This window comes from Lacisediminihabitans sp. FW035, from assembly GCF_054880895.1.
Genome location: NZ_CM142187.1, coordinates 1673829 through 1696619, shown reverse-complemented (window position 1 = coordinate 1696619; position 22791 = coordinate 1673829). Strand labels below are relative to the sequence as shown.

Genomic DNA, 22791 nt, shown 5'->3' with positions numbered 1-22791 from the left:
CTCGAATGACGGCGTGCCCGATCAGAGCGGCGTCGTGCTCAACCAGTGGGCGATGGCATCGTTCCACCGTCTGCGATCGAAGTTCCACAGTTTGGTGTGCCCCGCCCCGGTGAATCGCTCATAGGTCACGATGTCGGGCCGGGCCGCCGCGAGGGCGAGCGACGCGGTGGAGGGGATGAATCCGTCGTCGTCGCTGTGCATGAGCAGGATGGGCACGTGCAGGTCTGCAGACCGGCGCACGAAGTCGAGGCGAGGAAGGTCGATCGGCACGTGCTGGCCGGTGAGACGACCGGCCCACTTCAGACCGAGGAGAGCGATGACACCCGAGCGGATCGGGTTCGGCAGCCCAAGCAGTTCTCCCTGGAAGCGCAAAGCCGTAACCCAGTCGATGACCGGCGAATCAAGCACGATACCGCGCACCACGCCGGCGAGTGCCGAACGGGTCACGGTCTGCAGCACCGTCGCGCCGCCCATCGACCAGCCCATCAGCACCACATCCGTCGCGCCGTGATCCAGCGCGTAGCGGATGCCCGACTCGACGTCGTGCCACTCCGTATCGCCGAGGCCGTACCGCCCGTCGAGGCTCGCTGGAGCGTCCTCGTCGTTGCGATAGGAGATGAGCAGCGACGTGTAGCCTGCGGCTCTGAACACCGGAACCGCCCGCAGCGTCTCCTCCCGGCGCACCGCACGACCGTGAACCCCGATCATCCAGCGAGTGGTCGGCGCGGCCGCCGGTATCAGCCAGGCGGGAGCGGGACCGAGTTCGGTGGCGATCTCTACGTTCTCGAATTCGACACCGAGATCTGCAGGACCGGTGTAGAACCAGCCGCTGAACCGGCCGCGCCGGGCCCGGGACAGATCCCCGCGATCCACACCGAGAAGGCGACGCACGACGGTCTCCGGTGTCTCGGCGACGATGTCACCCACCCTCGCGTGGCCCGCTCCCTCGGAGAAGAAGAGGCTGTATTCCCCGGCAAGTCGGGAATCGGCGGTCGAGGACAGTGTCACCAGGTCACCGGCGCCGTCCACCGAGAGGATCCGCGTGTCCTCCGGCCTGCGCTTCGGTGGGGTCACGACCGTGCGCGCCACGAGGAGGGTCACCCCTGCCACGGTGAGGGCTGCGACCGTCGCGACGGCGCCTGCAGCCGCGAGGGCGACGGGTAGCACAGGAAATGCTTTGACGGCGTGCCTTCGGGAATCTGCCACAGGGGAACTTTAGTCTTCACTCGTGCCCGAAAACGCCGCAGGACAACCGGAGCCGGCCCCGTTCCGCGCCGCGCTCGATGCCATCCGCCGGGCGACGCTCCGCTCCGAGCTCGTGCTCACAGAGATCCCCTCGCCCGGTGGAGATCTGGCCCCGTACAGCGTGGCCCTCGCCGCGGATGTCACGCCGGCACGTCACAACTCCGACTCCGATCTCGGCACGGGACGGTTCATCCTGCTCTACGACCCGTCCTCCCCCGAGGCGTGGGGCGGAGTGTTCCGGGTGGTCTGTTACGCCCAGGCGCCCCTCGAGACGGACATCGGCCTCGATCCTTTCCTCGCGGATGTCACCTGGTCCTGGCTCGTCGACGCCCTGGATGCCCGCGGCGCCCGCTACACCGCCGAATCCGGCACGGCTACCCGCATCATCTCCACGGGGTTCGGCGAGCTCGCCTCCCAGGGCGACGGCGCCCAGATCGAGCTGCGGGCTTCCTGGACGCCCCTCGATGCCCACGACATCACCTCACATGTGGAAGGCTGGGGGGAATTGCTGTGCATGCTGGCGGGACTCCCGCCGGCTGTCGAAGGAGTGAGTGTGCTAGCGGCCCGCAGAGATCGGACGTGAGCGACACCGGAAGAGAACCGGTGTTTCTCGACGGTACGGAGTTCAACGGGGCTGTCGTTGCGCCCTCGAGCGAAGCCGCCGTCGAGCCGGAATCCGTCATTGAGCCGGTCACCGAAACGACTCCGCCGGTGGAACCGGCGCAGGCCCCGCACGTCGAAGTACACGTGATCGAGACCCGCGAGGAGTACCTCGAGGCTGTCGATGCGATCGCTGCGGGCAACGGACCGATCGCCATCGACGCCGAACGCGCGTCGGGCTTTCGCTTTTCCCAGCGTGCCTACCTCATCCAGGTCTTCCGCCGTGGTTCCGGCGTATTCCTGTTCGATCCTCCCGCGATCGGCTCCTTCGCGGAACTCGACGCGGCCGTCCACGACGAGGAATGGGTGCTCCACGCAGCAAGCCAAGACCTCGCCTGCCTTCGCGAGGTCGGCCTCGACCCTACCCGCATCTTCGACACAGAACTCGGTGCCCGACTCGCCGGACTCCCCCGGGTGGGGCTCGGCACCGTCGTCGAAGATCTGCTCGGCATCCACCTGGCCAAGGAACATTCCGCGGCGGACTGGTCGACCCGCCCGCTCCCCCAGTCCTGGCTGGTCTATGCGGCGCTCGACGTCGAGCTGCTGCCGGACCTGAGGGATGCGATGGCTGCCCTCCTCGAAGAGGCTGGCAAGACCGAGATCGCGAACCAGGAGTTCTCGGCCGTGCTCACACGCGAGGCGAAGGTCGTCACCGGCGATGCCTGGCGGCGGCTCTCCGGGCTCCACACCGTGCGCGGCGCACGCAATCTCGCCGTCGCCCGCGAGCTGTGGGAGGCACGCGACTCCTACGCCCGCGAGATCGACACGGCGCCCGGGCGCCTGGTTCCGGATGCTTCACTCATCGCGGCGGCGAAGGCGATGCCGGAGTCGCGGCACGGGCTCGCCTCGCTCCGTGAATTCAATGGACGGGCGAGTCGCTCGGAACTGCCGCGCTGGTGGGCCGCCGTCGAGGCCGGACGCACCACCGAAGACCTGCCCGCACTGAGGGTCGCAAGTGATGCGATGCCCCCACCGCGCGTGTGGAGCGACCGCAATCCCGAAGCGGACAAGCGGCTCAAGGCCGCCCGCGCCGCGATCACCCTCGTCTCGACCGAGATGGACATCCCGGTCGAGAACGTGCTGACTCCGGAACTGCTGCGCCGCCTCGCCTGGACTCCCCCGCAGCCCCTCGACCTCGAGGGCATCCGCGCGGGCCTCGCGGGGCTGGGAGCGCGCACCTGGCAGGTTGACGCTATCGCACAGGTGATCCTCGATGCCTTTGTCGATGCCAACCAAACGATGGAACCGGGCGTCGAGACCGTTTCGTAGGAACAGTCAAACGATTCTCGGGTCGATTTTCGCCGGTTTAGGCTTTTTCCCGTTACCTATGAGCGAAAAGAGGCATTGTGGCCGAGAGACATGAAGTCGTGTTCGTCGACGGGGTTCGTACCCCCTTCGGACGCGCGGGTGAAAAGGGAATGTACTGGAACACCCGAGCGGACGACCTGGTCGTCAAAGCCATCGTGGGCCTGCTCGAGCGCAACCCCGATGTTCCGAAAGACCGGATCGACGAGGTCGCGATCGCCGCGACGACGCAGCAGGGCGACCAGGGCCTCACCCTCGGCCGCACGGCCGCACTGCTCGCCGGCCTCCCGAAGTCGGTGCCCGGCTTCGCCATCGACCGCATGTGTGCGGGGGCGATGACCTCGGTCACCACGCTGGCCGGAGGCATTGCATTCGGCGCCTACGACCTCGCTCTCGCGGGCGGCGTCGAGCATATGGGTCGTCATCCGATGGGCTTCGGCGCGGATCCCAACCCGCGTTTCCTCTCGGAGAAGCTCGTGAGCGGTGAGGCCCTCAACATGGGTTCGACCGCGGAGCGCATCCACGACCGCTTCCCCCAGCTCACCAAGGAGCGATCGGACCGCTATGCGCTCGCGAGCCAGCAGAAGGCAGCCGCGGCCTACGAGAACGGCAAGCTCCAGCCCGACCTCATCCCCGTCTCGATCCGTTCGGAGTCCGGCTGGGGACTCGCCACCCGCGACGAGGCGCTCCGCCCCGAGACCACCCTCGAAGGGCTCGCTGGGCTGAAGACCCCCTTCCGTCCCCACGGTCGGGTGACCGCAGGAAACGCCTCCGGCCTCAACGACGGCGCGACCATCAGCCTCCTCGCGAGTGAAGCCAGTGCGAAAGAGCTTGGGCTCACCGCGAAGATGAAGCTCGTGAGCTTCGCGTTCGCCGGTGTCGAGCCGGAGATCATGGGCATCGGACCGGTGCCATCGACCGAGAAGGCACTCAAGAAGGCCGGGCTCTCCATCACCGACATCGGACTCTTCGAACTGAACGAAGCTTTCGCGGTGCAGGTACTCTCGCTTCTCGACCACTTCGGCATCGCCGACGACGACCCGCGCGTCAATCAGTGGGGTGGGGCGATCGCGATGGGTCACCCCCTCGCCTCCTCCGGTGTGCGTCTGATGATCCAGCTCGCCGCCCAGTTCAAGGAGCGTCCGGATGTGCGTTACGGCCTCACCGCCATGTGCGTCGGCCTCGGCCAGGGTGGCTCCGTCATCTGGGAGAACCCGTACTTCGATGGAAAGAAGAAGAAGTGACTGACGTGATCGAACAAGACCGGTTCGCGGAGCTTCTCGCGGCCTCCGACGACGAAGTCGTCACCCACTCCTTCGTACGTGACATCCCGATCTCCGGAGGCCGTACGCTCGCGCTGCTGACACTCGACAATGGGCGGGATCACACGCGCCCGACCACACTCGGACCGGTCACCCTCGTCGAGTTCGCAGCGACCCTCGACTCCCTCAAGGAGCGTGCCGGGCGCGGAGAGATCGCCGGTGTCGCCGTCACCGGCAAGCCGTTCTTCCTGGCCGCCGGTGCCGACCTCTCCAAGGTCGGCTCGATCTCGAGCCGCGCCATCGGCAAGCAGATGGCTGAACTCGGCCACTACGCGCTCGGCAAGCTCAGCGACCTCGGCGTGCCCTCGTTCGTGTTCATCAATGGGCTCGCGCTCGGTGGCGGGCTGGAGATCGGCCTCAACGCCGATTACCGCACCATCGACCGCAGCACCCCCGGAGTGGCTCTTCCCGAGGTGTTCCTCGGCATCATCCCCGGCTGGGGCGGCGCCTGGCTGCTTCCGAACCTCATCGGCATCGAGAACGCGCTGAAAGTGGTCATCGAGAACCCGCTGAAGAACAACCGGATGCTGAAGGGCCAGGAGGCATTCGACCTCGGAATCGCCGACGCGATCTTCGACTCCGTTTCGTTCCTCGAGCACTCGATCGCCTGGGCCGACGGAGTCATCTCCGGCACGACGAAGGTCAAGCGCGCCAATACCCCCGGCAAGATCGAGCGCGCGGTCAAGTGGGACATCGCGATCGGTGTCGCGACCAAGATGCTCGAGAGCCGCATCGGACGGGTGGCGAAATCCCCGTACAAGGCGCTCGAACTGCTCAAAGCGGCTAAGAACACCGACCGGGCGACCGGATTCGCCGCCGAGGACGAGGCCCTCGCCGACCTGATCTCCGGCGACCAGTTCAAGGCGAGCATCTACGCCTTCAACCTGGTGCAGAAGCGCACCAAGCGCCCTGCCGGCGCGCCGGACAAGGCCCTGGCCAAGCCGGTCACCCAGGTCGGCGTGATCGGGGCCGGCCTCATGGCAAGCCAGTTCGCCCTGCTGTTCGTGCGTCGCCTCAAGGTTCCCGTGATCATCACCGACCTCGACCAGGCGCGAGTCGACAAGGGCGTGGCCTACATCCACGACGAGATCGACACCCTCCTCGGCAAGAAGCGCATCTCGTCGGACGAGGCTAACCGCCTCAAAGCCCTGGTCACGGGCACCACCGACAAGGCCGACTTCGCCGCCTGCGACTGGGTGATCGAAGCCGTCTTCGAGGAGCTCGGGGTGAAGCAGGATGTCTTCGCCGACGTGGAGCAGTACCTCTCCGAGACGGCAGTCCTCGCGACGAACACCTCCTCGCTCTCGGTCGAGCAGATCGGCGCCAAGCTGAAGCACCCCGAACGCCTCGTGGGGTTCCACTTCTTCAACCCGGTGGCCGTCATGCCGCTCGTCGAGGTCGTCAGGACGCCGCAGACGGATGACGCGACCCTGTCCACCGCGATGGTGACCGCCGCGAAGCTCTTCAAGAACGCCGTGATCACCACGGACACGCCCGGTTTCGTAGTCAACCGGATCCTCGCGAAAGTGCTCGGCGAGGCGATGCACGCGGTCGATACCGGCACGCCGTTCGAGGTCGTCGAGGAGTCGACGAAGCCGTTCGGGCTTCCGATGACCCCCTTCGAATTGCTCGAGCTCGTGGGGTTGAAGGTGGGTGCCCACGTGCTCGACACCCACCACGCCGCGTTCCCCGAGCGTTTCTTCGAGAGCGAGAACCTGCACAAGCTCGCCGAGCTCGGGCATATCTTCGAGCGCGACGCCAAGGGCAAGATCACCGGCATCGACAAGAAGGCCCGCGCGATCGTCGCCGGGGGCACAACGCCGATGACCGCAGAAGACCTGCGCACACGCCTCGAAGACGGCCTGGCCGATGAGGTTCACCGCATGCTCGAGAGCAATGTCGTGGCGGCCGCGGAGGACATCGACCTCTGCCTCATCCTCGGTGCCGGCTACCCGTTCCAGATGGGTGGTGTCACGCCGTACCTCGACCGGGTCGGAGCGTCGGAGCGTGTCTTCCACGACACCTTCCACCACCCGGTGCTTCGCGGCGTCGAGTAGTTCGAACCCCAGTACGATCACAGGCCCGCCGGCACACGGCGGGCCTGTTTTTTTTGTGGACGGCGGCGCAGCATCCGATGAATGTGAACATCGTGTTTCAGAATCCGCCGCGGCGGATTCGACGGGAGTAGCTTCGATCTTCATCATCACGTCGCCCGATCGAAGGGGTAGTCATGTCTCGAATCACCCAGCAGGCAGATCTCGCCCGGGCGGCCGCCGAGGCAGCCGGACATCCCCTTCGGCTCAAGCGCTCGGTCGGGTTCTGGGGGCTGATGTTCGTCTCCCTCGGCTCGATCATCGGCTCGGGATGGTTGCTCGGCGCCCTCACCGCCGCATCGGTCGCCGGTGGGGCATCCCTCATCTCCTGGGTTCTCGCCGCGGTGATGCTGATGGTGCTCGCCCTCATCCACGCCGACCTCGGGGCGGCCTACCCGGTGGCCGGAGGTACGGCACGATATCCGCACTACGCGTTCGGTGGCTTCGCCGGATTCACTGCGGGGTGGGTCACCTACCTCCAGGCCGTCGCGATCGCACCCCTGGAGGTGGAGGCCAGCCTCGACTACATCAACTCGCTTCCGGCCGTCGGGCACAATTTCAGCCTGGTCAACAACGCGGATGGCACGTTGACCGGCCGTGGGATCGTCATCGGCATCCTCGCAATCGTGCTTTTCGCCTTCATCAATCTCATGGGAGCTCGTTGGCTGTCGGACAGCAACACGGGCATCGTCATCTGGAAATTCCTTGTCCCGGTTCTCACCGTAGTCATCCTGCTGTCGGTGAGCTTCCACCCGCAGAACTTCACGGCGAACGGCGGATTCGCACCCTACGGCTTCCACGGCATCTTCGCCGCGCTCCCGGCGGGCGTCGTCTTCGCTCTACAGGGTTTCGAACAGGCCTCTCAGATGGCCGGAGAGGCGAGGAATCCGAAGAAGGACGTCTCGCGCGCGATCATCGTGGCGATGGTGATCGGTGCGATCCTCTACATCCTGCTCGAGATCGCGTTCGTTGCCGCATTGAACCCGAAACTGCTCGCCGAGGGAGGGTGGGCGAAGCCTCTCGGCGCGAACGTCGGCGCGTATGGGCCGTACTACACTCTTGCCATCGGCGCGGGGGTCGGATGGCTCGCCATCATCCTCATCATCGACGCGGTCGTCTCCCCCGGAGGCACCGGGCTCATCTACATCGGAACCACTGCGCGCATCTCTTACGCTCTCGGACTCCCGCAGCAGCTCACGCGGGTCTCCAAGCGGGGAGTGCCGGTCTGGTCGATCCTGCTGGCCAGCTTCTTCGGCATCATCTTCTTCGCCCCTGCCCCCAGCTGGCAACAACTCGTGGGGCTCATCACCGGTGCCACAGCCATAATGTACGCGTTCGGCCCGATCTCGCTCGGCGCCCTCATGAAATCGGACATCGGCCGAGAACATCCGTATCGCCTCCCCGCACCGAAAGTGCTGCTGCCTGTGGGATTCGCTTTCGCCAACCTGATCATCTACTGGGGCGGATTCGAGGCCACCTGGAAGCTGTCCGTGGCGGTGCTGCTCGGCCAGGTGATCTTCGTCATCGCCGCCCTCGTCAAGGCGAAGAGCATCGATATCGCCCGTGCCCGCTGGAAATCTGCGATCTGGATCTGGCCCTGGCTCGTCGGCCTGATCGTGCTCGGCTGGCTCGGCAACTTCGGAACCGCACCGCTCCACGTGATGCCCGAGGACTTCGATGCCCTCATCGTCGCGGCCTTCAGCGTGGTGATCTACTATTTCGCCGTCAGCACGGTCGCGAGCACCGACCTCGTGAAGGAGGCCGTCGCCCGCGACCTGGTCGACGAGGAGATCTCCGGCGCGCCTACCGGGTCCGTCGCGACCGCCTAACGATTGAGCGGGCTCATGTCCGCGTAGCGGTCTCCGACGGGGGTCGCGACCGCGTCGAGGACCGCCAGCTGATCTGCCGACAGCTCCAGGGCATCCGCCGCGACGTTCTCCTCGAGGTACGGGATCCGCTTCGTGCCGGGGATCGGCGCGATGTCATCGCCTTGAGCGAGCAACCAGGCGAGAGCGACCTGGCCGGGCTTCGCCCCGAGTTCTGCTGCGACGACATCCACCTGTTCGACGATGCGGATGTTCGCCTCGAGGTTGTCGCCGGCAAAGCGGGGATCCGTGTTTCGGAAATCGGTCTGCTCGAGCTGGTCGAGCGAGCGGATGGTGCCGGTGAGGAACCCGCGGCCGAGAGGCGAGTATGGCACGAAACCGATGCCCAACTCGCGCACCACCGGCAGGATCTCCGCCTCGACATCCCGCGACCAGAGCGAGTACTCGGTCTGGAGCGCGGTGACCGGGTGCACCGCATGCGCACGACGGATGGTCTCGGGAGCCGCCTCGGAGAGGCCATAGCCCCGGATCTTGCCCTCGGCGATGAGCTCCGAAAGGGCGCCGACAGTCTCTTCGACAGGGGTGCCCGGATCCATGCGGTGCTGGTAGTAGAGGTCGATGTAGTCGGTGCCGAGGCGCTGGAGCGAACCTTCAATCGACAGTCGAATGTTCTCCGCACTCCCGTCGAGGCCACGGGTGCCGTCGCCACGATGCAGGATAGTGCCGAACTTGGTCGCGATGACCACTTCGTCGCGGCGGCCGGCGAAGGCACGACCGAGAAGGGATTCGTTCGTATACGGGCCGTAGATCTCCGCCGTGTCGAAGAAAGTGACCCCGAGGTCCATCGCGCGATGGATCGTGGCGATCGCCCCGGTGTCGTCCTGGCCCGCTCCGCTGTAGAAGGCCGACATGCCCATGCAGCCGAGGCCGATCCGGGATACTTCGAGAGCATTGGTGCCGAGGGTGATGTGTTTCATTCCGTGGGGGTCCTTCCCTGGTAGGTCGCGATCTTGAAGTCGATGGCGGCCAGGCTTTCGGTCATCACGGCGAGTTGTGCCGAGACGGAGATCCGGTGCAGGAGCAGCAGCTCCAGCCGGTCGGGGATGGTCGACTCGCCCGCTCGTGCGAGGTCGACGTATTGGCGCAGCCGGGCGATCGGCAGCCCGGTCGAGCGGAGCTTGGTGAGGAAGCCGACCCAGCGGACGGCCGACTCCGAGTACCGACGATGGGTCGAGCTCGCCCGGTCGACCGGTTCGATCATCAGTCCGGCACGTTCGTAATAGCGCAGGGCATGGGTCGAGAGCCCGGTAAGTCCGGCGACCTCGGAGATCGAATAGGTGGGGGCGGTCAACGTCATAGACCAAGGCTAGAACTTAGAGTGCACTCTCAGTCAAACCGACTATCGGCCCACGTTCAGGAGCGGTCCGAACCGAGGGACCGTTGCTCGTGGGCGTCGTCGGGGAGCGGCCGTGCGACCGGGATCTTGCTGCCGAGAACCTGTTCCACCACGTCGCGCGCGATGTGCTGCGGGGTGAGCCCGGCCTCTTCCAGTATCTCGGCACGGGAACCATGCTCGAGGAACTCGTCGGGCAGGCCGAGCTCGGTGAGCGCGGTGTCGACTCCGGCGGCTCGGAGCTCCTGGCGGATCCGTGTGCCGATTCCACCGACACGGATGCCATCCTCGATGGTCACGACCAGACGGTGATCGGCCGCAAGGTCGATCACGCTGCGCGGCACCGGCACGACCCACCGTGGGTCGATGACCGTTGCGCCGATGCCCTGATCGGCGAGGCGCTCGGCCACCTGGAGGCCGATCTCCGCCATCGGGCCAACGGTGACGATGAGTACATCCTTGTGGGCGGCTTCGCTCAGGACTTCCACGCCGTCGGCGAGGCGGCGCACGGCATCGATCTCGGCGCCGACGCTTCCCTTGGAGAACCGCACAACGGTCGGGGCATCCGTCACTGCGACAGCCTCCCCCAGTTCCTCCCGCAGCCGGGTGGCGTCGCGGGGCGCGCTGAGGCGGATGTGAGGCACCACCTGCAGGATCGCCAAGTCCCAGATACCGTGGTGACTCGGGCCGTCGGGTCCGGTGACTCCCGCACGGTCGAGCACGAAGGTCACGCCGGCCTTGTGCAGCGCGACATCCATCAGCACCTGGTCGAAGGCGCGGTTGATGAAGGTCGCGTACAGTGCGACCACCGGATGCAGGCCGCCGAAGGCGAGGCCCGCAGCCGAGGTCACCGCGTGCTGCTCGGCGATTCCGACGTCGAACACTCGTTCCGGATACTTGGCGGCAAGCGGCTGGAGACCGGTCGGTCGCAGCATCGCGGCGGTAATGCCGACGATGGTGGGATTGCTGTCGGCGAGCACCACGAGCTCCTCGGCGAAGACCGAGGTCCAGGACTGCTTGTCGGGGGCGCCGATGGGCTCACCCGTCTCCGGGTCGATGTGGCCGACGGCGTGGAACTGGTCTGCGGCATCCAGCACGGCGGGTTCGAAGCCCTTGCCCTTCTGCGTAATCGCATGCACGATCACCGGCGCGCCGTAGTTCTTCGCCTGGGTGAGAGCCTCTTCCATGGCGTGGAGATCGTGGCCGTGGATCGGACCGATGTACTTGATGTCGAGGTTCGAGTAGAGCGCCTCGTTGTTGGAGAAGCGGCTGAGGAAGCCGTGGGTTCCTCCACGGATTCCTCGGTACAGCGCGCGACCCGGTGCACCGAAGAGGTCGAAGAACCGGCGGCTCGAGGCGTACAGGCTCCGGTAGGAGCGACGGGTACGCACATCGTTGAGGAAGCGGGCCATCCCGCCGATGGTCGGCGCATAGGAACGACCGTTGTCGTTCACCACGATCACCAGATTGCGCGAATTATCGTCGCTGATGTTGTTGAGCGCTTCCCAGGTCATGCCCCCGGTGAGCGCGCCGTCGCCGACGATCGCAACAACGTGGCGATCCTTCTGCCCGGTCATCTGGAAGGCGCGCGAGATGCCGTCCGCCCAGCTCAACGAACTCGACGCATGGGACGACTCGACGATGTCGTGTTCGGACTCCGACCGCTGCGGATAGCCTGCGAGTCCCCCTCGCTCACGCAGGCGGCTGAAGTCCTGCCGCCCGGTGAGCAGCTTGTGCACATAGGACTGGTGCCCCGTGTCGAACACGATCGCGTCGTGCGGTGAATCGAAGACACGATGAACGGCGAGCGTCAACTCGACGACGCCGAGGTTCGGTCCGAGATGGCCACCCGTCTTGGAGACCTCCCGAACCAGGAATTCGCGGATCTCGGCCGCCAGCGCCACGAGCTGCTCCTGCGAGAGCCGGTCCAGGTCTCGAGGCCCGTAAATGCTCTGCAGAAGGCTCATGACTGCAGCCTAAACCAGCGATCTCAGAACGTACTGGAGGATGCCGCCGTTGCGGTAGTAGTCCGCCTCGCCGGGCGTGTCGATACGTACGACCGCGTCGAATTCGACGGTCCCCTTGCCGTCAGCGGAGTGCTCGGTGGGAGCCGCAATGACGTGCACAGTCTTCGGCGTCGTCCCCTCATTCAGCTCCTCGAGACCCGTGATGCTCACGACCTCGGTGCCGTCGAGGCCGAGGCTGGCCCAGCTCTCACCGGCCGGGAACTGCAGGGGAACGACGCCCATACCGATCAGGTTGGAGCGGTGGATGCGCTCGAAGCTCTCCACGATGACGGCCTTCACGCCGAGAAGGCTCGTGCCCTTCGCCGCCCAGTCGCGCGACGAGCCGGAGCCGTACTCCTTGCCCCCGAAGATCACGAGCGGCGTGCCTGCGGCCTGGTAGTTCTGGCTCGCGTCGTAGATGAACGACTGCGGGGCATCCGCCTGGGTGAAGTCGCGGGTGAATCCGCCCTCCACGTTATCCAGCAGCTGGTTTCGCAGGCGGATGTTCGCGAAAGTCCCGCGGATCATGACCTCGTGATTACCGCGGCGCGAACCGTAGGAATTGAAGTCCTTGCGGTCGACGCCGTGGTCGGCGAGATACTGCCCCGCCGGACTGTCGGCCTTGATGTTGCCGGCCGGGCTGATGTGGTCGGTCGTGACCGAATCCCCGAGTTTGGCGAGGACACGTGCTCCGGTGATATCGCTGACCGGGGTGGTCTCGAGCGTCATGCCATCGAAGTACGGGGGTTTACGCACGTAGGTGGATTCGCTGTCCCACTCGAAGACCTCGCTGTCCGGGGTCGGAAGCGAGCGCCAGCGCTCGTCGCCGTCGAACACCTCGCCGTACTCCTTGGTGAACATCGCGGTGTCGATCGACGAGTCGATCGTGGACTGCACCTCCGCCGCATCCGGCCAGATGTCCTTGAGGTAGACCTCGGTGCCGTCGCTCCCGGTGCCGAGCGAGTCGGTCTCGAAGTCGAAGTTCATCGACCCGGCGAGGGCGTAGGCGATCACGAGCGGCGGGCTCGCGAGGTAATTCATCTTCACGTCGGGGCTGATGCGGCCTTCGAAGTTGCGGTTGCCCGAGAGCACCGCGGTGACCGCGAGGTCGTTCTTGTTGATCGCGTCGGTGACCTCGTCGATTAGCGGTCCGGTGTTTCCGATGCAGACGGTGCAGCCGTAGCCGACGGTGTAGAACCCGAGGGCCTCGAGGTCGTCGGTGAGTCCCGCCTTGGCGTAGTAGTCGGTGACCACCTTGGAGCCGGGCGCGAGGGTCGTCTTGACCCACGGCTTGGAGGTGAGGCCCTTCTTGACGGCGTTGCGCGCGAGCAGACCGGCCGCGAGCATAACCGAGGGGTTCGAGGTGTTCGTGCACGAGGTGATCGCGGCGACGGCGACGGCCCCGTGGTCGAGCGTGTAGCTCAGGCCGTCCTTCGTGTGGACATCCGTCGGGCGCGACACCGACGACGGGGCGTGGCTGACGTGGGTGTGGTGATGAGTGCTGAGGTGGTCCCCCGGCTGATTGCTCGGCGGGTCGGAGGCGGGGAATGACTCAGAAATCTCGAGGTCGACCAGGTCGTGCTCGACATCCGCATAGCTCGTCAGGTCCTTGGCGAACTGCTCCTTGGCCGAGGACAGGATGACGCGGTCCTGCGGGCGCTTCGGACCGGCGATCGACGGCACGACGGTAGAGAGGTCGAGCTCGAGGTACTCGCTGAAGACGGGCTCGGAGGCGGCATCGTGCCAGAGGGTCTGGAGCTTGGCGTAGGCCTCGACGAGGGCCACCTGCTCGTCGGAGCGACCGGTGAGGCGGAGGTAGTCGAGGGTCACGTCGTCGATCGGGAACATCGCCGCGGTCGATCCGAACTCGGGGCTCATGTTGCCGATGGTGGCGCGATTGGCGAGCGGCACGGCGGCGACGCCGGCCCCGTAGAACTCCACGAACTTGCCGACCACGCCGTGCTTGCGCAACTGCTCGGTGATCGTGAGCACGACATCCGTCGCGGTGACGCCGGTGGGGATGGTGCCGCTCAGCTTGAAGCCGACGACCTTGGGGATGAGCATGGAGACGGGCTGGCCGAGCATGGCCGCCTCGGCCTCGATGCCACCGACGCCCCAGCCGAGCACGCCGAGGCCGTTGACCATCGTGGTGTGCGAGTCGGTGCCGACGCAGGTGTCGGGGTAGGCCTGCAGAACCCCGCCAACCGTGCGGGTCATGGTGACGCGGGCCAGGTACTCGATGTTGACCTGGTGCACGATTCCGGTGCCCGGGGGCACGACCTTGAAGTCGTCGAATGCAGTCTGGCCCCAGCGCAGGAACTGGTAACGCTCTCCGTTGCGCTCGTACTCGATCTCGACGTTGCGCTCGAGAGCGTTCTCCGAGCCGAAGAGGTCGGCGATCACAGAGTGGTCGATCACGAGCTCGGCCGGAGCGAGCGGGTTGATCTTCTTGGGGTCGCCGCTGAGGGCGGAGACAGCTTCGCGCATGGTGGCGAGGTCGACGATGCAGGGCACGCCGGTGAAGTCCTGCATGATCACGCGGGCCGGGGTGAACTGGATCTCGGTGTCGGGCTCGGCCGTGGGCACCCAGGAGCCGAGGGCCTCGATCTGCGACTTCGTGACGTTCGCGCCGTCCTCGGTGCGGAGGAGGTTCTCGAGCAGCACCTTGAGGCTGTACGGCAGCTTCTCATAGCCAGGCACCCGATCCACCCGGAAGATCTCGTAGTCGGTGGAGCCGACCGTCAGGGTGTCCTTCGAACCGAAGCTGTTGACCTGCGACATTGCGCGACTCCCTTGCTGAGCTGAACGAGCGGTGATCTCTTGCGAGACGTCCGGTGCCATCCTGATCCTCGACCGGCGACCGTGCCAGCAAGGTAAGCCTAAGTATCCGCAGGCCGGAGTGGCAGGAAAAGTATCTCGACGTCAAGATACTTTAGCACGCGGCCGATCCGACCTCCCGCCTCAGTCCGGAGTGTCGGAGCGTTCTGCAGAAAGTCGCCCGTACACGGCCCGCACGAGCAGCCAGGTCACCCACAGCATCGCCGCATAGAGCGGGACCCCGAGCAGGAGCTTCGTTCCGGCGAGCCACTCGGTCTCTTTCGCGAAGTAGAGCGGAACCTCGACTGCGAGCCGGAGTGCGAACAGCGCCGCCCACAGCCAGGTTGCGAGGAAGAGCACCCGGCGCTTAGCCCGATCCCTCTTCCACGCCGTTCCTTCATTGGTGAGGAACCCGACCACTACACCGATCAGCGGCCAGCGCACCGCGATGCTCACCAGCAGCACGACGAGGCTCCCGATGTTGATCAGGATGCCCGGCACGAAGTTGTTCTCCGCCCGGCCGGTCACCAGCGCGAGAACCGCCGAGATCGCGATGCCGACGATCCCCGCGAAGGCCTGGGTCAGCGGCGTACGGGTGACCAGTCGCACCACCACGAAGATCACGGCGAGGGCGACCGGCGCGAGCACGGAGAGCACGAGGCTCGTTGTGAGGCTGTAGATGACGAGGAACGCGAGTCCCGGCAGGATCGACTCGACAAGGCCGCGCGCCCCTCCGACGGCAGCGAGCAGCGAACCGGCGGTCGGAACCTCACCGGGGGCGACCTGCCCGAGACCGGTCTTGCGCATCGCGTCCGCGAACGCCTCCCGGAATCCCGGCTCGGGCGGCTGCGGGTCGAGGTTCTCTTCCGCCATCGGCTCAGAGGCCCGGCGTGGAAGTTACGTCGTCGGTCGGAGCCGCCGTCTTCGGCATGTGAAGCGGGATGAGGTCGCGGGGCGGCATCGGGGTCTTGCCGCGAACGACGACGACGCTGCGGAAGAGCTCCTCGATCTTCGAGGCGGCCTCCTGGTCCACTGCGCCGTCCCCGGCGATCACCCCGCGGAGGAACCAGCGCGGGCCGTCGACACCGATGAAGCGTGCAAGGCGGGTGGAGTCGGGCTGGCCGGGGGTGGTGGCGGGGATCTCGGCGAGCAGCTCTGGCCCGAAGGGGCCGATGGAGAGGCGGGTCGTGCCACCCTGCTTCGCGATCTGGTCGGCGATCTGGTCGCGGATCTCATGCCAGAGTCCCGACGTGCGGGGCGCCGCGAAGGGCTGCACCTGCAGTGTCGAACCGGCGTAGTCCAGTCCCACCGCGACGACGCGCTGGCTGCCCTCCTCCACCTCGAGACGGAGCTGGAGCCCCTCACGGGGAAGGATCTTGACTCCCCCGAGGTCTACATAAGGGCGGACGGGGTTCGCTTCCGACTCGTCAAGGGGGCCTTCGGTCTCCCGATCCGCCGGGGCCGACTTCAGCTGCTCGTCCGTGGGGCTCGCGTCGGTGCCGTCGTTGGGCTCGATTTCGCCGGACGGCGAAGTGGTGTCGCTCACAGGAGCTCTCCTTGGTGGTCGTCATTCAATGGGACGTCGTGGGTTTCATCGGCGCGGGAGGGGGTCGGGTCGCCTGCCCGATAGCCGGTCGATCCGAATCCCGATTCGCCACGCTGACTGCCCGGCAGAGTCGTGACGGGGATGAATCGTGCCTTCGTCACCGGCATGATCACCAGCTGGGCGATGCGATCGCCGACCGCGACAGAATACGGCACAGAGCTGTCCGTATTCAGGAGGGTGACGCTGATCTCGCCGCGATAGCCGGCATCCACGGTGCCCGGGCTGTTCACGATGGTGATGCCGTGCCTGGCGGCAAGTCCGCTGCGGGGAACGACGAACGCGACGTATCCGTCCGGAAGAGCGATCGACACGCCCGTCGGAAGGGTCGCTCGCGCTCCGGGCGCGAGTTCGACTGCGGCCGCGGCCACGAGGTCGGCTCCGGCGTCTCCCGGATGCGAGTAGGCCGGCACCGTGTCGGAGACGATCAGTACTTCAACGCTTTGAGCCACGTCACGAGGGTAGTGCAGAACTCAGGCGCGGTCGGAGCACGGGAAAGTCTGATCGAATAGGGCTATGACGGTGAACTCCCCAGACGGCTCCACGACGCCCGCGACCCTCTACCGCGAGCGGATCTGGCCCTCGCCCTGGGTGTTTGTCGCGACGGCTCTCGTGATCCCGGCCAGCCTGCTCGTGTTCCTGCCCATCAACCTCTTCGCCGGGGTGATCGTCGCCATCGTTCTCTACGCGGCGATCGTGCTCATCCTCGTGGCGACCTCGCCGGTGATCGTGGTTTCACCCGGTGAGCTGGTCGCGGGCCGTGCGAGGGTGCCGGTGGGGCTCATCGGCACTGTGACGCCGTACCGCGGCGAGGAAGCCACCCTGCAGCGCGGCCGCCTGCTGGATTCGCGCGCCTGGCTCCTCATCCGTGGCTGGGTATCGCCGGTCGTGAAGATCGAAATCGCGGACGAGACCGACCCGACCCCGTACTGGATCGTGTCGACCCGCACTCCCGACGCACTCGTGGCCGCCCTCGCGACAGCGCGCACGCCCTGATGCGTCAATCGGGGATCAGGCCGCGCACTCCTGGCAGATCGGACCCAGCTTCTCCTCGTGATCCAGCTGCGAGCGGTGCTTCACGAGGAAGCAGTTGACGCAGGTGAATTCATCGGCCTGCGGAGGCAGTACCACGACGTCGAGGTCGAGGTCTGAGAGGTCGGCTCCGGGGAGCTCGAAGCCTCCGGGGTTGTCGGCGTCATCGACGTCGACGACACCGGACATCTTGTCCGGGACGCGCTCTTTAAGAGCCTCGATCGACTCGGAGTCGTCGTCGGTCTTACGAGGTGCGTCGTAGTCGGTTGCCATGCCCATCCAGTTCTTGAAAATATCGATTGGTCTCAATCGGCGGCCATAGTTTGCATCAATAGTTTGCGAATAGCAAACCACTGACAAATGACCGTGAATCCGACTTCTGTGCAACTTGCGGCACGCCCGCGATATTCCCGGGATATGGGGGCGTGGCGTGCGACTCTAGGACACATCAGTGACCGCGAGAGGCGTTCAGTTATGCAAGACCTGAGAGTCATCGGAGTGGAGAACGGCGCACTCCTCGTCGCATCCGACGAAGGTACCAAGTACCGCATCGCCATCGACGAAGTCCTGCAGTCGAAACTGCGGCAGGCGATCCCCGATCCGGGATCGGGGCGCAAGCTCGCGCCGCGCGAGATCCAGGCTCACATCCGGTCCGGGATGTCGGCACAGGATGTCGCCTCGATCACGGGTGTTCCACTGGACTACATCCAGAAGTTCGAGGGGCCGGTGCTCGCCGAACGCGAATTCGTCGTGAACTCGGCGCTCGGCGTGCCCGTGCACACCGCCATGGAGACCGACCCGCTCGGCGGGGGCTCCACCTTCGGCACTGTCATCCGTGAACGTCTCTACGACCTCGGGGCAATCGACGAGCGTTGGGCGAGTTGGAAAGAGGTCGGCGGTGGCTGGGTTGTGAAGCTCGCCTTCAGCGCCGAGCAGATCGAGCGCGATGCGCGCTGGCGGTTCGACCCCAAGAAGGCGGCTCTCTCGCCCCTCAACAACGAGGCCATCACCCTCTCGCAGCAGGGCGACGCCTCCGGCGCCCTCGTGCCCCGCCTGCGTGCCGTCGGAGACGAAGAGCGCCAGCCCGACCAGTCACGGTTCGACAGCGGCGCCTTCACCATCGAGGAGCTCGCTCAGCAGGAGCCCGGCCAGGCCGCCCGCTCTCGCCTCGAGGCCGTGCCCTACGGGCGCCTCGACGACGCGCCCGCAGCGGTATCGGATGCCGCGATCAACCGTGCGCCCGCCGCCGACGAGACCGAGTCCAACCAGACAGCAGACCTGCTGGAGGCGTTGCGTCGCCGGCGCGGCGAACGGGAGTCGGCTGGCTTCGGTGACGAATCGATGGACTCCAAGTCCGCGCATCCGTCCACCGGCACCATCCGTCTCGTCGACGTGCCACTCGACGTCTTTGGTGACGACAACGACGACCGGCCTGGCAATACCGCTCCCCAGCCGAACGTGTTCCAACCGCGCGCGTCGTCGCGCAAGGGCCGCGCCTCCATGCCCAGCTGGGACGAGATCGTCTTCGGCGCCCGCTCGGACGACGACCTGTAGGTCGAGTAGGGCGCCCGTGCCGGGATCGAGACCCCTGAAGGTCTCGGCACGCTCGCTGCGCTCGCTACTCGACCACCAGACCCTGCTGGTCGAGTAGGGCGCCCCGCGCCCGTGTCGAGACCTCTGGAGGTCTCGACACGCTCGCTACTCGACCACCAGAATGTGTCAGCGTGCGAAGGCACCGAATCTGAGCAACGGGATCGAAAGCTCGTCTGCCGACCACGACCCGTGCTGGCCCACCATGTTCCTGCCGTTGTTTCCGGTGACTCTCGAGTCGTAATAGGCGATGCCCTTGCGTGCCGCCACGATGATGTCACCGATGCGCGGCACGACCTCCGGGTCGACGATCGGCCCGAACCAACCGGACTCGATCGCCTCGGCACGCGAAACGACCCACGACCGCGAACCTTCGATCTCTCGCCACGCCGCGAGCACAGCCGCCCTGTGCGACTCGGTCGCATCGGGCTCGAAATGCAGCTGAAGCGCGCGCGGCTCCCCCGCCACGAAGCGGATGCCGTCGATGAGGCGGGACTCCGAGTCGAAGAGCACCTGGCCGCTCGGGGGAACATCGAGCACACCGTGGTCGGCGGTCAGCAGCATCCCCTCGCCCCGGCCGAGGGTCGGCGCGAACGCCCGCACGGACCGGTCGAGTTCTTCGAGGGCGGCTGTCCACAGCGGGGACTGCCAACCGGCGGAGTGGCCCGCCTGGTCGAGTTCCGGCACGTACAGGTAGATCAGCCCGCGGTCGATCTCGTCGAGCACGCGACGCGCCTCGTCGAAGCGGTCCGACATCGTCGCGCCGCCGCGGTATTCCGCCCCACGAAGCACCGCCTTGGTGAAGCCGGAGGAACGGTAACGCTCGGTCCCGATGGCGAAACTCGGGATGCCGGCATCCCGCGCCGTCTCGAACAGGGTGGGCGCCCGCTGCCAGGTCGCCGGATCGAGGCGCGCATCCCAGCCGCTCAACTGGTTGACGACTCGGTCGTTGGCCCCGTCGAGCACGCTGTAGCCCACGAGCCCGTGGATGCCCGGCGTCTCGCCCGTCGTCAGTGTGGCGAGCGCAGAGGCGGTGGTGGAGGGGAATCGCGCGCCGATCGTGGAGCCCGCAGACAGCAGCGGCGCGAGAGTACGGGCGTGCCCGGCGCGGGCAGTGAGCGCGGATGCCCCGAGACCGTCTACCAGCAGCACGATCGCCTTCTGCACCGGCGGCAATGACAACCGGTTGGCCTCGTGCCCGATCGCGAGAAGCGAACTTGGCACGACATCGGCAAGGCTGAACCGGTGTGTTTTAGTGGCCGGTAACATGGGGGCAATCCTATGACTACTCCCGAAATCCCTCTTGCGCAGCCCAGCGGGGAACGCATCGACAACGTCGACGTCTCCACCGAGATGGAGGGCTCGTTCCTCGAATACGCCTACTCGGTGATCTACTCGCGGGCCCTCCCCGACGCCCGGGACGGCCTCAAGCCCGTGCAGCGCCGCATCCTCTACCAGATGACCGAGATGGGTCTCCGGCCCGACCGCGGACACGTCAAGTCCGCCCGCGTCACCGGTGAGGTCATGGGCAAGCTGCATCCGCACGGTGACGCGTCGATCTACGACGCGATGGTGCGCCTCGCGCAGAGTTTCATCCTCCGCGTTCCCTTGATCGACGGGCACGGCAACTTCGGAACCCTGGACGACGGCCCCGCGGCACCGCGCTACACCGAGGCCCGCCTGACGGCTGCCGCGATGGCGATGACCGAGGATCTCGACGAAGACGTCGTGGACTTCGTGCCCAACTATGACAACCAGCTCACCCAGCCCGAGGTGCTGCCTTCGGCCTTCCCCAACCTGCTGGTCAACGGTGCGTCCGGCATCGCGGTGGGCATGGCGACCAACATGGCGCCGCACAACCTGATCGAGGTGGTCGGTGCGGCCCGTCACCTCATCGCCCATCCGGATGCCTCGCTCGACGACCTGATGTCCTTCGTACCCGGCCCCGACCTTCCGACGGGCGGCACGATCATCGGCCTCTCCGGCATCCGGGACGCGTACGAGACCGGTCGAGGCAGCTTCCGCACCCGGGCACGGGTCTCGGTCGAGAACATCACCGCGCGCAAGGCCGGCCTCATCATTACCGAGCTGCCCTACATGGTGGGTGCCGAAAAAGTGATCGAGAAGATCAAGGACGGCGTCAACTCCAAGAAGCTCAACGGCATCTCGGATGTCACGGACCTCACGGACCGCAAGCACGGCCTCCGACTCGTGGTCGGCATCAAGACCGGCTTCAGCCCGGACGCGGTGCTCGAGCAGCTCTACCGCTTCACCCCCCTCGAGGACTCCTTCAACATCAACAACGTGGCGCTCGTCGACGGAGGTCCGAAGACCCTCGGGCTGCGCGAGCTGCTGCAGGTCTACATCGACCACCGCATCTCAGTGGTCACGCGACGAAGCCAGTTCCGCCTCGCCCGCAAGAGGGAACGACTGCACCTCGTCGAGGGGCTGCTCGTGGCGATCCTCGACATCGACGAGGTCATCCAGGTGATCCGCGCGAGCGACGACACCGACCAGGCCCGTACCCGCCTGATGGATGTCTTCGACCTGAGCCAGATCCAGGCCGAATACATCCTCGAACTGCGTCTCCGTCGACTCACCAAGTTCTCCCGCATCGAACTCGAGGCGGAGCGCGACCAGCTGCTCGCCGAGATCGCAGCACTCGAGCAACTGCTCACCGGACCGCAGCGCGTTCGCCAACTCGTGTCGGACGAGCTCGAGGAGGTGGCGGAGCGCTTCGGCACGCCGCGCCGCACTCTCCTCACCGAGGCGCGTCCGCCGGTCGGCACGACCGTCGCGGCCCGCGCTGCCGCTGCCGTGCTCGAGATAGCCGACACGCCATGCCGGGTGTTCCTGTCGACCACCGGCCGTGCCATCCGCGTCGATCTTTCCGACGCCGCCTCCGAGTTGCCAGAGCGCGCCGCCCGGCGCACCAAGCACGACGCGATCCTGTCGTCGATCGTCACGACCAGCCGGTCGGAGATCGGGGCGGTAACCTCGCTCGGTCGACTCATCCGCCTCACGCCCGTCGACCTTCCGGTCGTTCCGGAGAACTCGATTCAGCTCGCGGCCGGCGTGCGCATCACCGACTACCTCGCGATCGATGCCAAGAAGGAAAGGGTGCTCGCCCTCGTCTCGCTCACCTCGGAGCAGCCGATCGCCATCGGCACCCGGCAGGGTGTCGTGAAGCGACTGACGCCCGGGGACTGGGCGAACCGCCCGGACTTCGAAATCATCTCCCTCAAGCCCTCAGACGCCGTGGTCGGAGTTACCCAGTCCCCCGAGACCGACGAGCTGCTCTTCATCACCTCGGAGGCGCAGCTGCTGCACTTCCCCGCCGCGAGCGTGCGGCCGCAGGGCCGTTCCGCCGGCGGGATGGCGGGCATCAACCTCGGCGCGAAGGCCACCGTTATCTTCTTCGGCGCGGTGGACCCATCCGCTGTGGTCGTCGTCGCCACAGTGTCCACGAGCAGCGCCACCATCGCCGGGATGGAGACCGGCCGGGCGAAGGTGTCGATGCTCACCGAGTTCCCCGGCAAGGGCCGGGCGACCGGCGGCGTGCGGGCGCACTCGTTCCTCAAGGGGGAAGACCTGCTCTCGGTTGCCTGGGCGGGACCCTCGCCAGCTCTCGCTGTGGGGACGGATGGCGCGGTGCGCACCCTGCCGGACGCCGGCGCGCGGCGCGATGCATCCGGTACCCCGCTGGACGGCGTCGTGGGCTCGATCGGCAGCCCGATCCGCTGACCATCACCGATGGGTATCCCGTTCGAAATGCAGGATGCCCTGTGACAGTTGTGGCAGGAGTGCCACACAGACCGCACCTGTCACAGCCTTTCCTGCATTTCGCACAGGCGTGCTTCGCACAGGCGCGCTTCGCACAGGCGTGCTTCGCAGAATGG

Annotated in this window: 18 protein-coding genes; 8 read left to right on the top strand and 10 right to left on the bottom strand. The window is 66.4% G+C overall.

All coding sequences use genetic code 11. From position 1 onward, the window contains the following. Positions 1-21: 21 nt before the first annotated feature. Positions 22-1206 carry an alpha/beta hydrolase family protein gene (locus ACVXZ4_RS08155; RefSeq protein ID WP_461797726.1) on the bottom strand — a complete coding sequence of 395 codons (1185 nt, stop codon included), beginning with the start codon at positions 1204-1206 and terminating at the stop codon, positions 22-24. A gap of 22 nt (positions 1207-1228) precedes the next feature. Between ACVXZ4_RS08155 and ACVXZ4_RS08150 the strand changes: the two genes are divergently transcribed. From ACVXZ4_RS08150 to ACVXZ4_RS08130, 5 genes are all read left to right on the top strand, one after another. Further along, positions 1229-1828: a DUF3000 domain-containing protein gene (locus tag ACVXZ4_RS08150; RefSeq protein WP_461797725.1), complete on the top strand. Its 600-nt coding sequence runs from the start codon at positions 1229-1231 to the stop codon at positions 1826-1828. A 98-nt stretch (positions 1829-1926) separates the two neighbouring features. Next, the gene (locus tag ACVXZ4_RS08145; protein WP_461797940.1) at positions 1927-3174 is read left to right on the top strand and encodes a ribonuclease D; all 1248 of its coding nucleotides are present in this window, start codon (positions 1927-1929) and stop codon (positions 3172-3174) included. Positions 3175-3251: 77 nt separating this feature from the next. After that, on the top strand, positions 3252-4454 hold the full coding sequence (locus tag ACVXZ4_RS08140) for a thiolase family protein (RefSeq protein WP_461797724.1): 1203 nt from the start codon (positions 3252-3254) through the stop codon (positions 4452-4454). Beyond that, positions 4451-6589 carry a 3-hydroxyacyl-CoA dehydrogenase NAD-binding domain-containing protein gene (locus ACVXZ4_RS08135; RefSeq protein WP_461797723.1) on the top strand — a complete coding sequence of 713 codons (2139 nt, stop codon included), beginning with the start codon at positions 4451-4453 and terminating at the stop codon, positions 6587-6589. The genes ACVXZ4_RS08140 and ACVXZ4_RS08135 overlap by 4 nt, the downstream gene beginning before the upstream one ends. Before the next feature lie 173 nt (positions 6590-6762). Next, a complete protein-coding gene (locus ACVXZ4_RS08130) occupies positions 6763-8454 on the top strand; it encodes an APC family permease (RefSeq protein ID WP_461797722.1) in 1692 nt (563 codons plus the stop codon). Here the strand turns inward: ACVXZ4_RS08130 and ACVXZ4_RS08125 are convergent. The 7 genes from ACVXZ4_RS08125 to dut all read right to left on the bottom strand — a co-directional run bounded on the left by ACVXZ4_RS08125 (position 8451) and on the right by dut (position 16722). Then, positions 8451-9428, bottom strand: coding sequence for an aldo/keto reductase (locus tag ACVXZ4_RS08125; RefSeq protein ID WP_461797721.1), 978 nt, complete (start codon positions 9426-9428; stop codon positions 8451-8453). The two genes, ACVXZ4_RS08130 and ACVXZ4_RS08125, sit on opposite strands and share 4 nt — an antisense overlap. Next, on the bottom strand, positions 9425-9808 hold the full coding sequence (locus ACVXZ4_RS08120; RefSeq protein ID WP_461797720.1) for a MerR family transcriptional regulator: 384 nt from the start codon (positions 9806-9808) through the stop codon (positions 9425-9427). Before ACVXZ4_RS08120 ends, ACVXZ4_RS08125 begins: the two co-directional genes overlap by 4 nt. 56 nt (positions 9809-9864) lie before the next feature. After that, the gene (gene dxs, locus ACVXZ4_RS08115; RefSeq protein ID WP_461797719.1) at positions 9865-11811 is read right to left on the bottom strand and encodes a 1-deoxy-D-xylulose-5-phosphate synthase; all 1947 of its coding nucleotides are present in this window, start codon (positions 11809-11811) and stop codon (positions 9865-9867) included. 9 nt (positions 11812-11820) lie between these two features. Next, positions 11821-14631: an aconitate hydratase AcnA gene (gene acnA, locus ACVXZ4_RS08110; RefSeq protein ID WP_461797718.1), complete on the bottom strand. Its 2811-nt coding sequence runs from the start codon at positions 14629-14631 to the stop codon at positions 11821-11823. Between the two features lie 180 nt (positions 14632-14811). Beyond that, complete coding sequence (locus ACVXZ4_RS08105; RefSeq protein ID WP_461797717.1) at positions 14812-15540, bottom strand: DUF3159 domain-containing protein; 729 nt, start codon at positions 15538-15540, stop codon at positions 14812-14814. Between the two features lie 4 nt (positions 15541-15544). Then, entirely contained in the window at positions 15545-16183 is a 639-nt protein-coding gene (locus ACVXZ4_RS08100; protein ID WP_461797939.1) for a DUF3710 domain-containing protein, read from the bottom strand. Positions 16184-16209: 26 nt separating this feature from the next. Then, complete coding sequence (dut, locus tag ACVXZ4_RS08095; protein ID WP_461797716.1) at positions 16210-16722, bottom strand: dUTP diphosphatase; 513 nt, start codon at positions 16720-16722, stop codon at positions 16210-16212. Between the two features lie 64 nt (positions 16723-16786). On the opposite strand from dut, the gene ACVXZ4_RS08090 reads away from it, so the two are divergent. Continuing rightward, on the top strand, positions 16787-17266 hold the full coding sequence (locus ACVXZ4_RS08090) for a DUF3093 domain-containing protein (RefSeq protein WP_461797715.1): 480 nt from the start codon (positions 16787-16789) through the stop codon (positions 17264-17266). A gap of 15 nt (positions 17267-17281) precedes the next feature. Here the strand turns inward: ACVXZ4_RS08090 and ACVXZ4_RS08085 are convergent, their stop codons facing one another. Continuing rightward, entirely contained in the window at positions 17282-17575 is a 294-nt protein-coding gene (locus ACVXZ4_RS08085) for a DUF4193 domain-containing protein (RefSeq protein ID WP_147782392.1), read from the bottom strand. Between the two features lie 201 nt (positions 17576-17776). On the opposite strand from ACVXZ4_RS08085, the gene sepH reads away from it, so the two are divergent. Next, positions 17777-18856, top strand: a complete 1080-nt coding sequence (sepH, locus tag ACVXZ4_RS08080; protein ID WP_461797714.1) for a septation protein SepH — start codon at positions 17777-17779, stop codon at positions 18854-18856. A 165-nt stretch (positions 18857-19021) separates the two neighbouring features. On the opposite strand, the gene ACVXZ4_RS08075 is transcribed toward sepH, so the two are convergent. Beyond that, entirely contained in the window at positions 19022-20161 is a 1140-nt protein-coding gene (locus tag ACVXZ4_RS08075) for an alkaline phosphatase family protein (RefSeq protein WP_461797713.1), read from the bottom strand. 12 nt (positions 20162-20173) lie between these two features. Between ACVXZ4_RS08075 and ACVXZ4_RS08070 the strand changes: the two genes are divergently transcribed. Further along, a complete protein-coding gene (locus ACVXZ4_RS08070) occupies positions 20174-22636 on the top strand; it encodes a DNA gyrase/topoisomerase IV subunit A (RefSeq protein ID WP_461797712.1) in 2463 nt (820 codons plus the stop codon). Positions 22637-22791 lie beyond the last annotated feature (155 nt).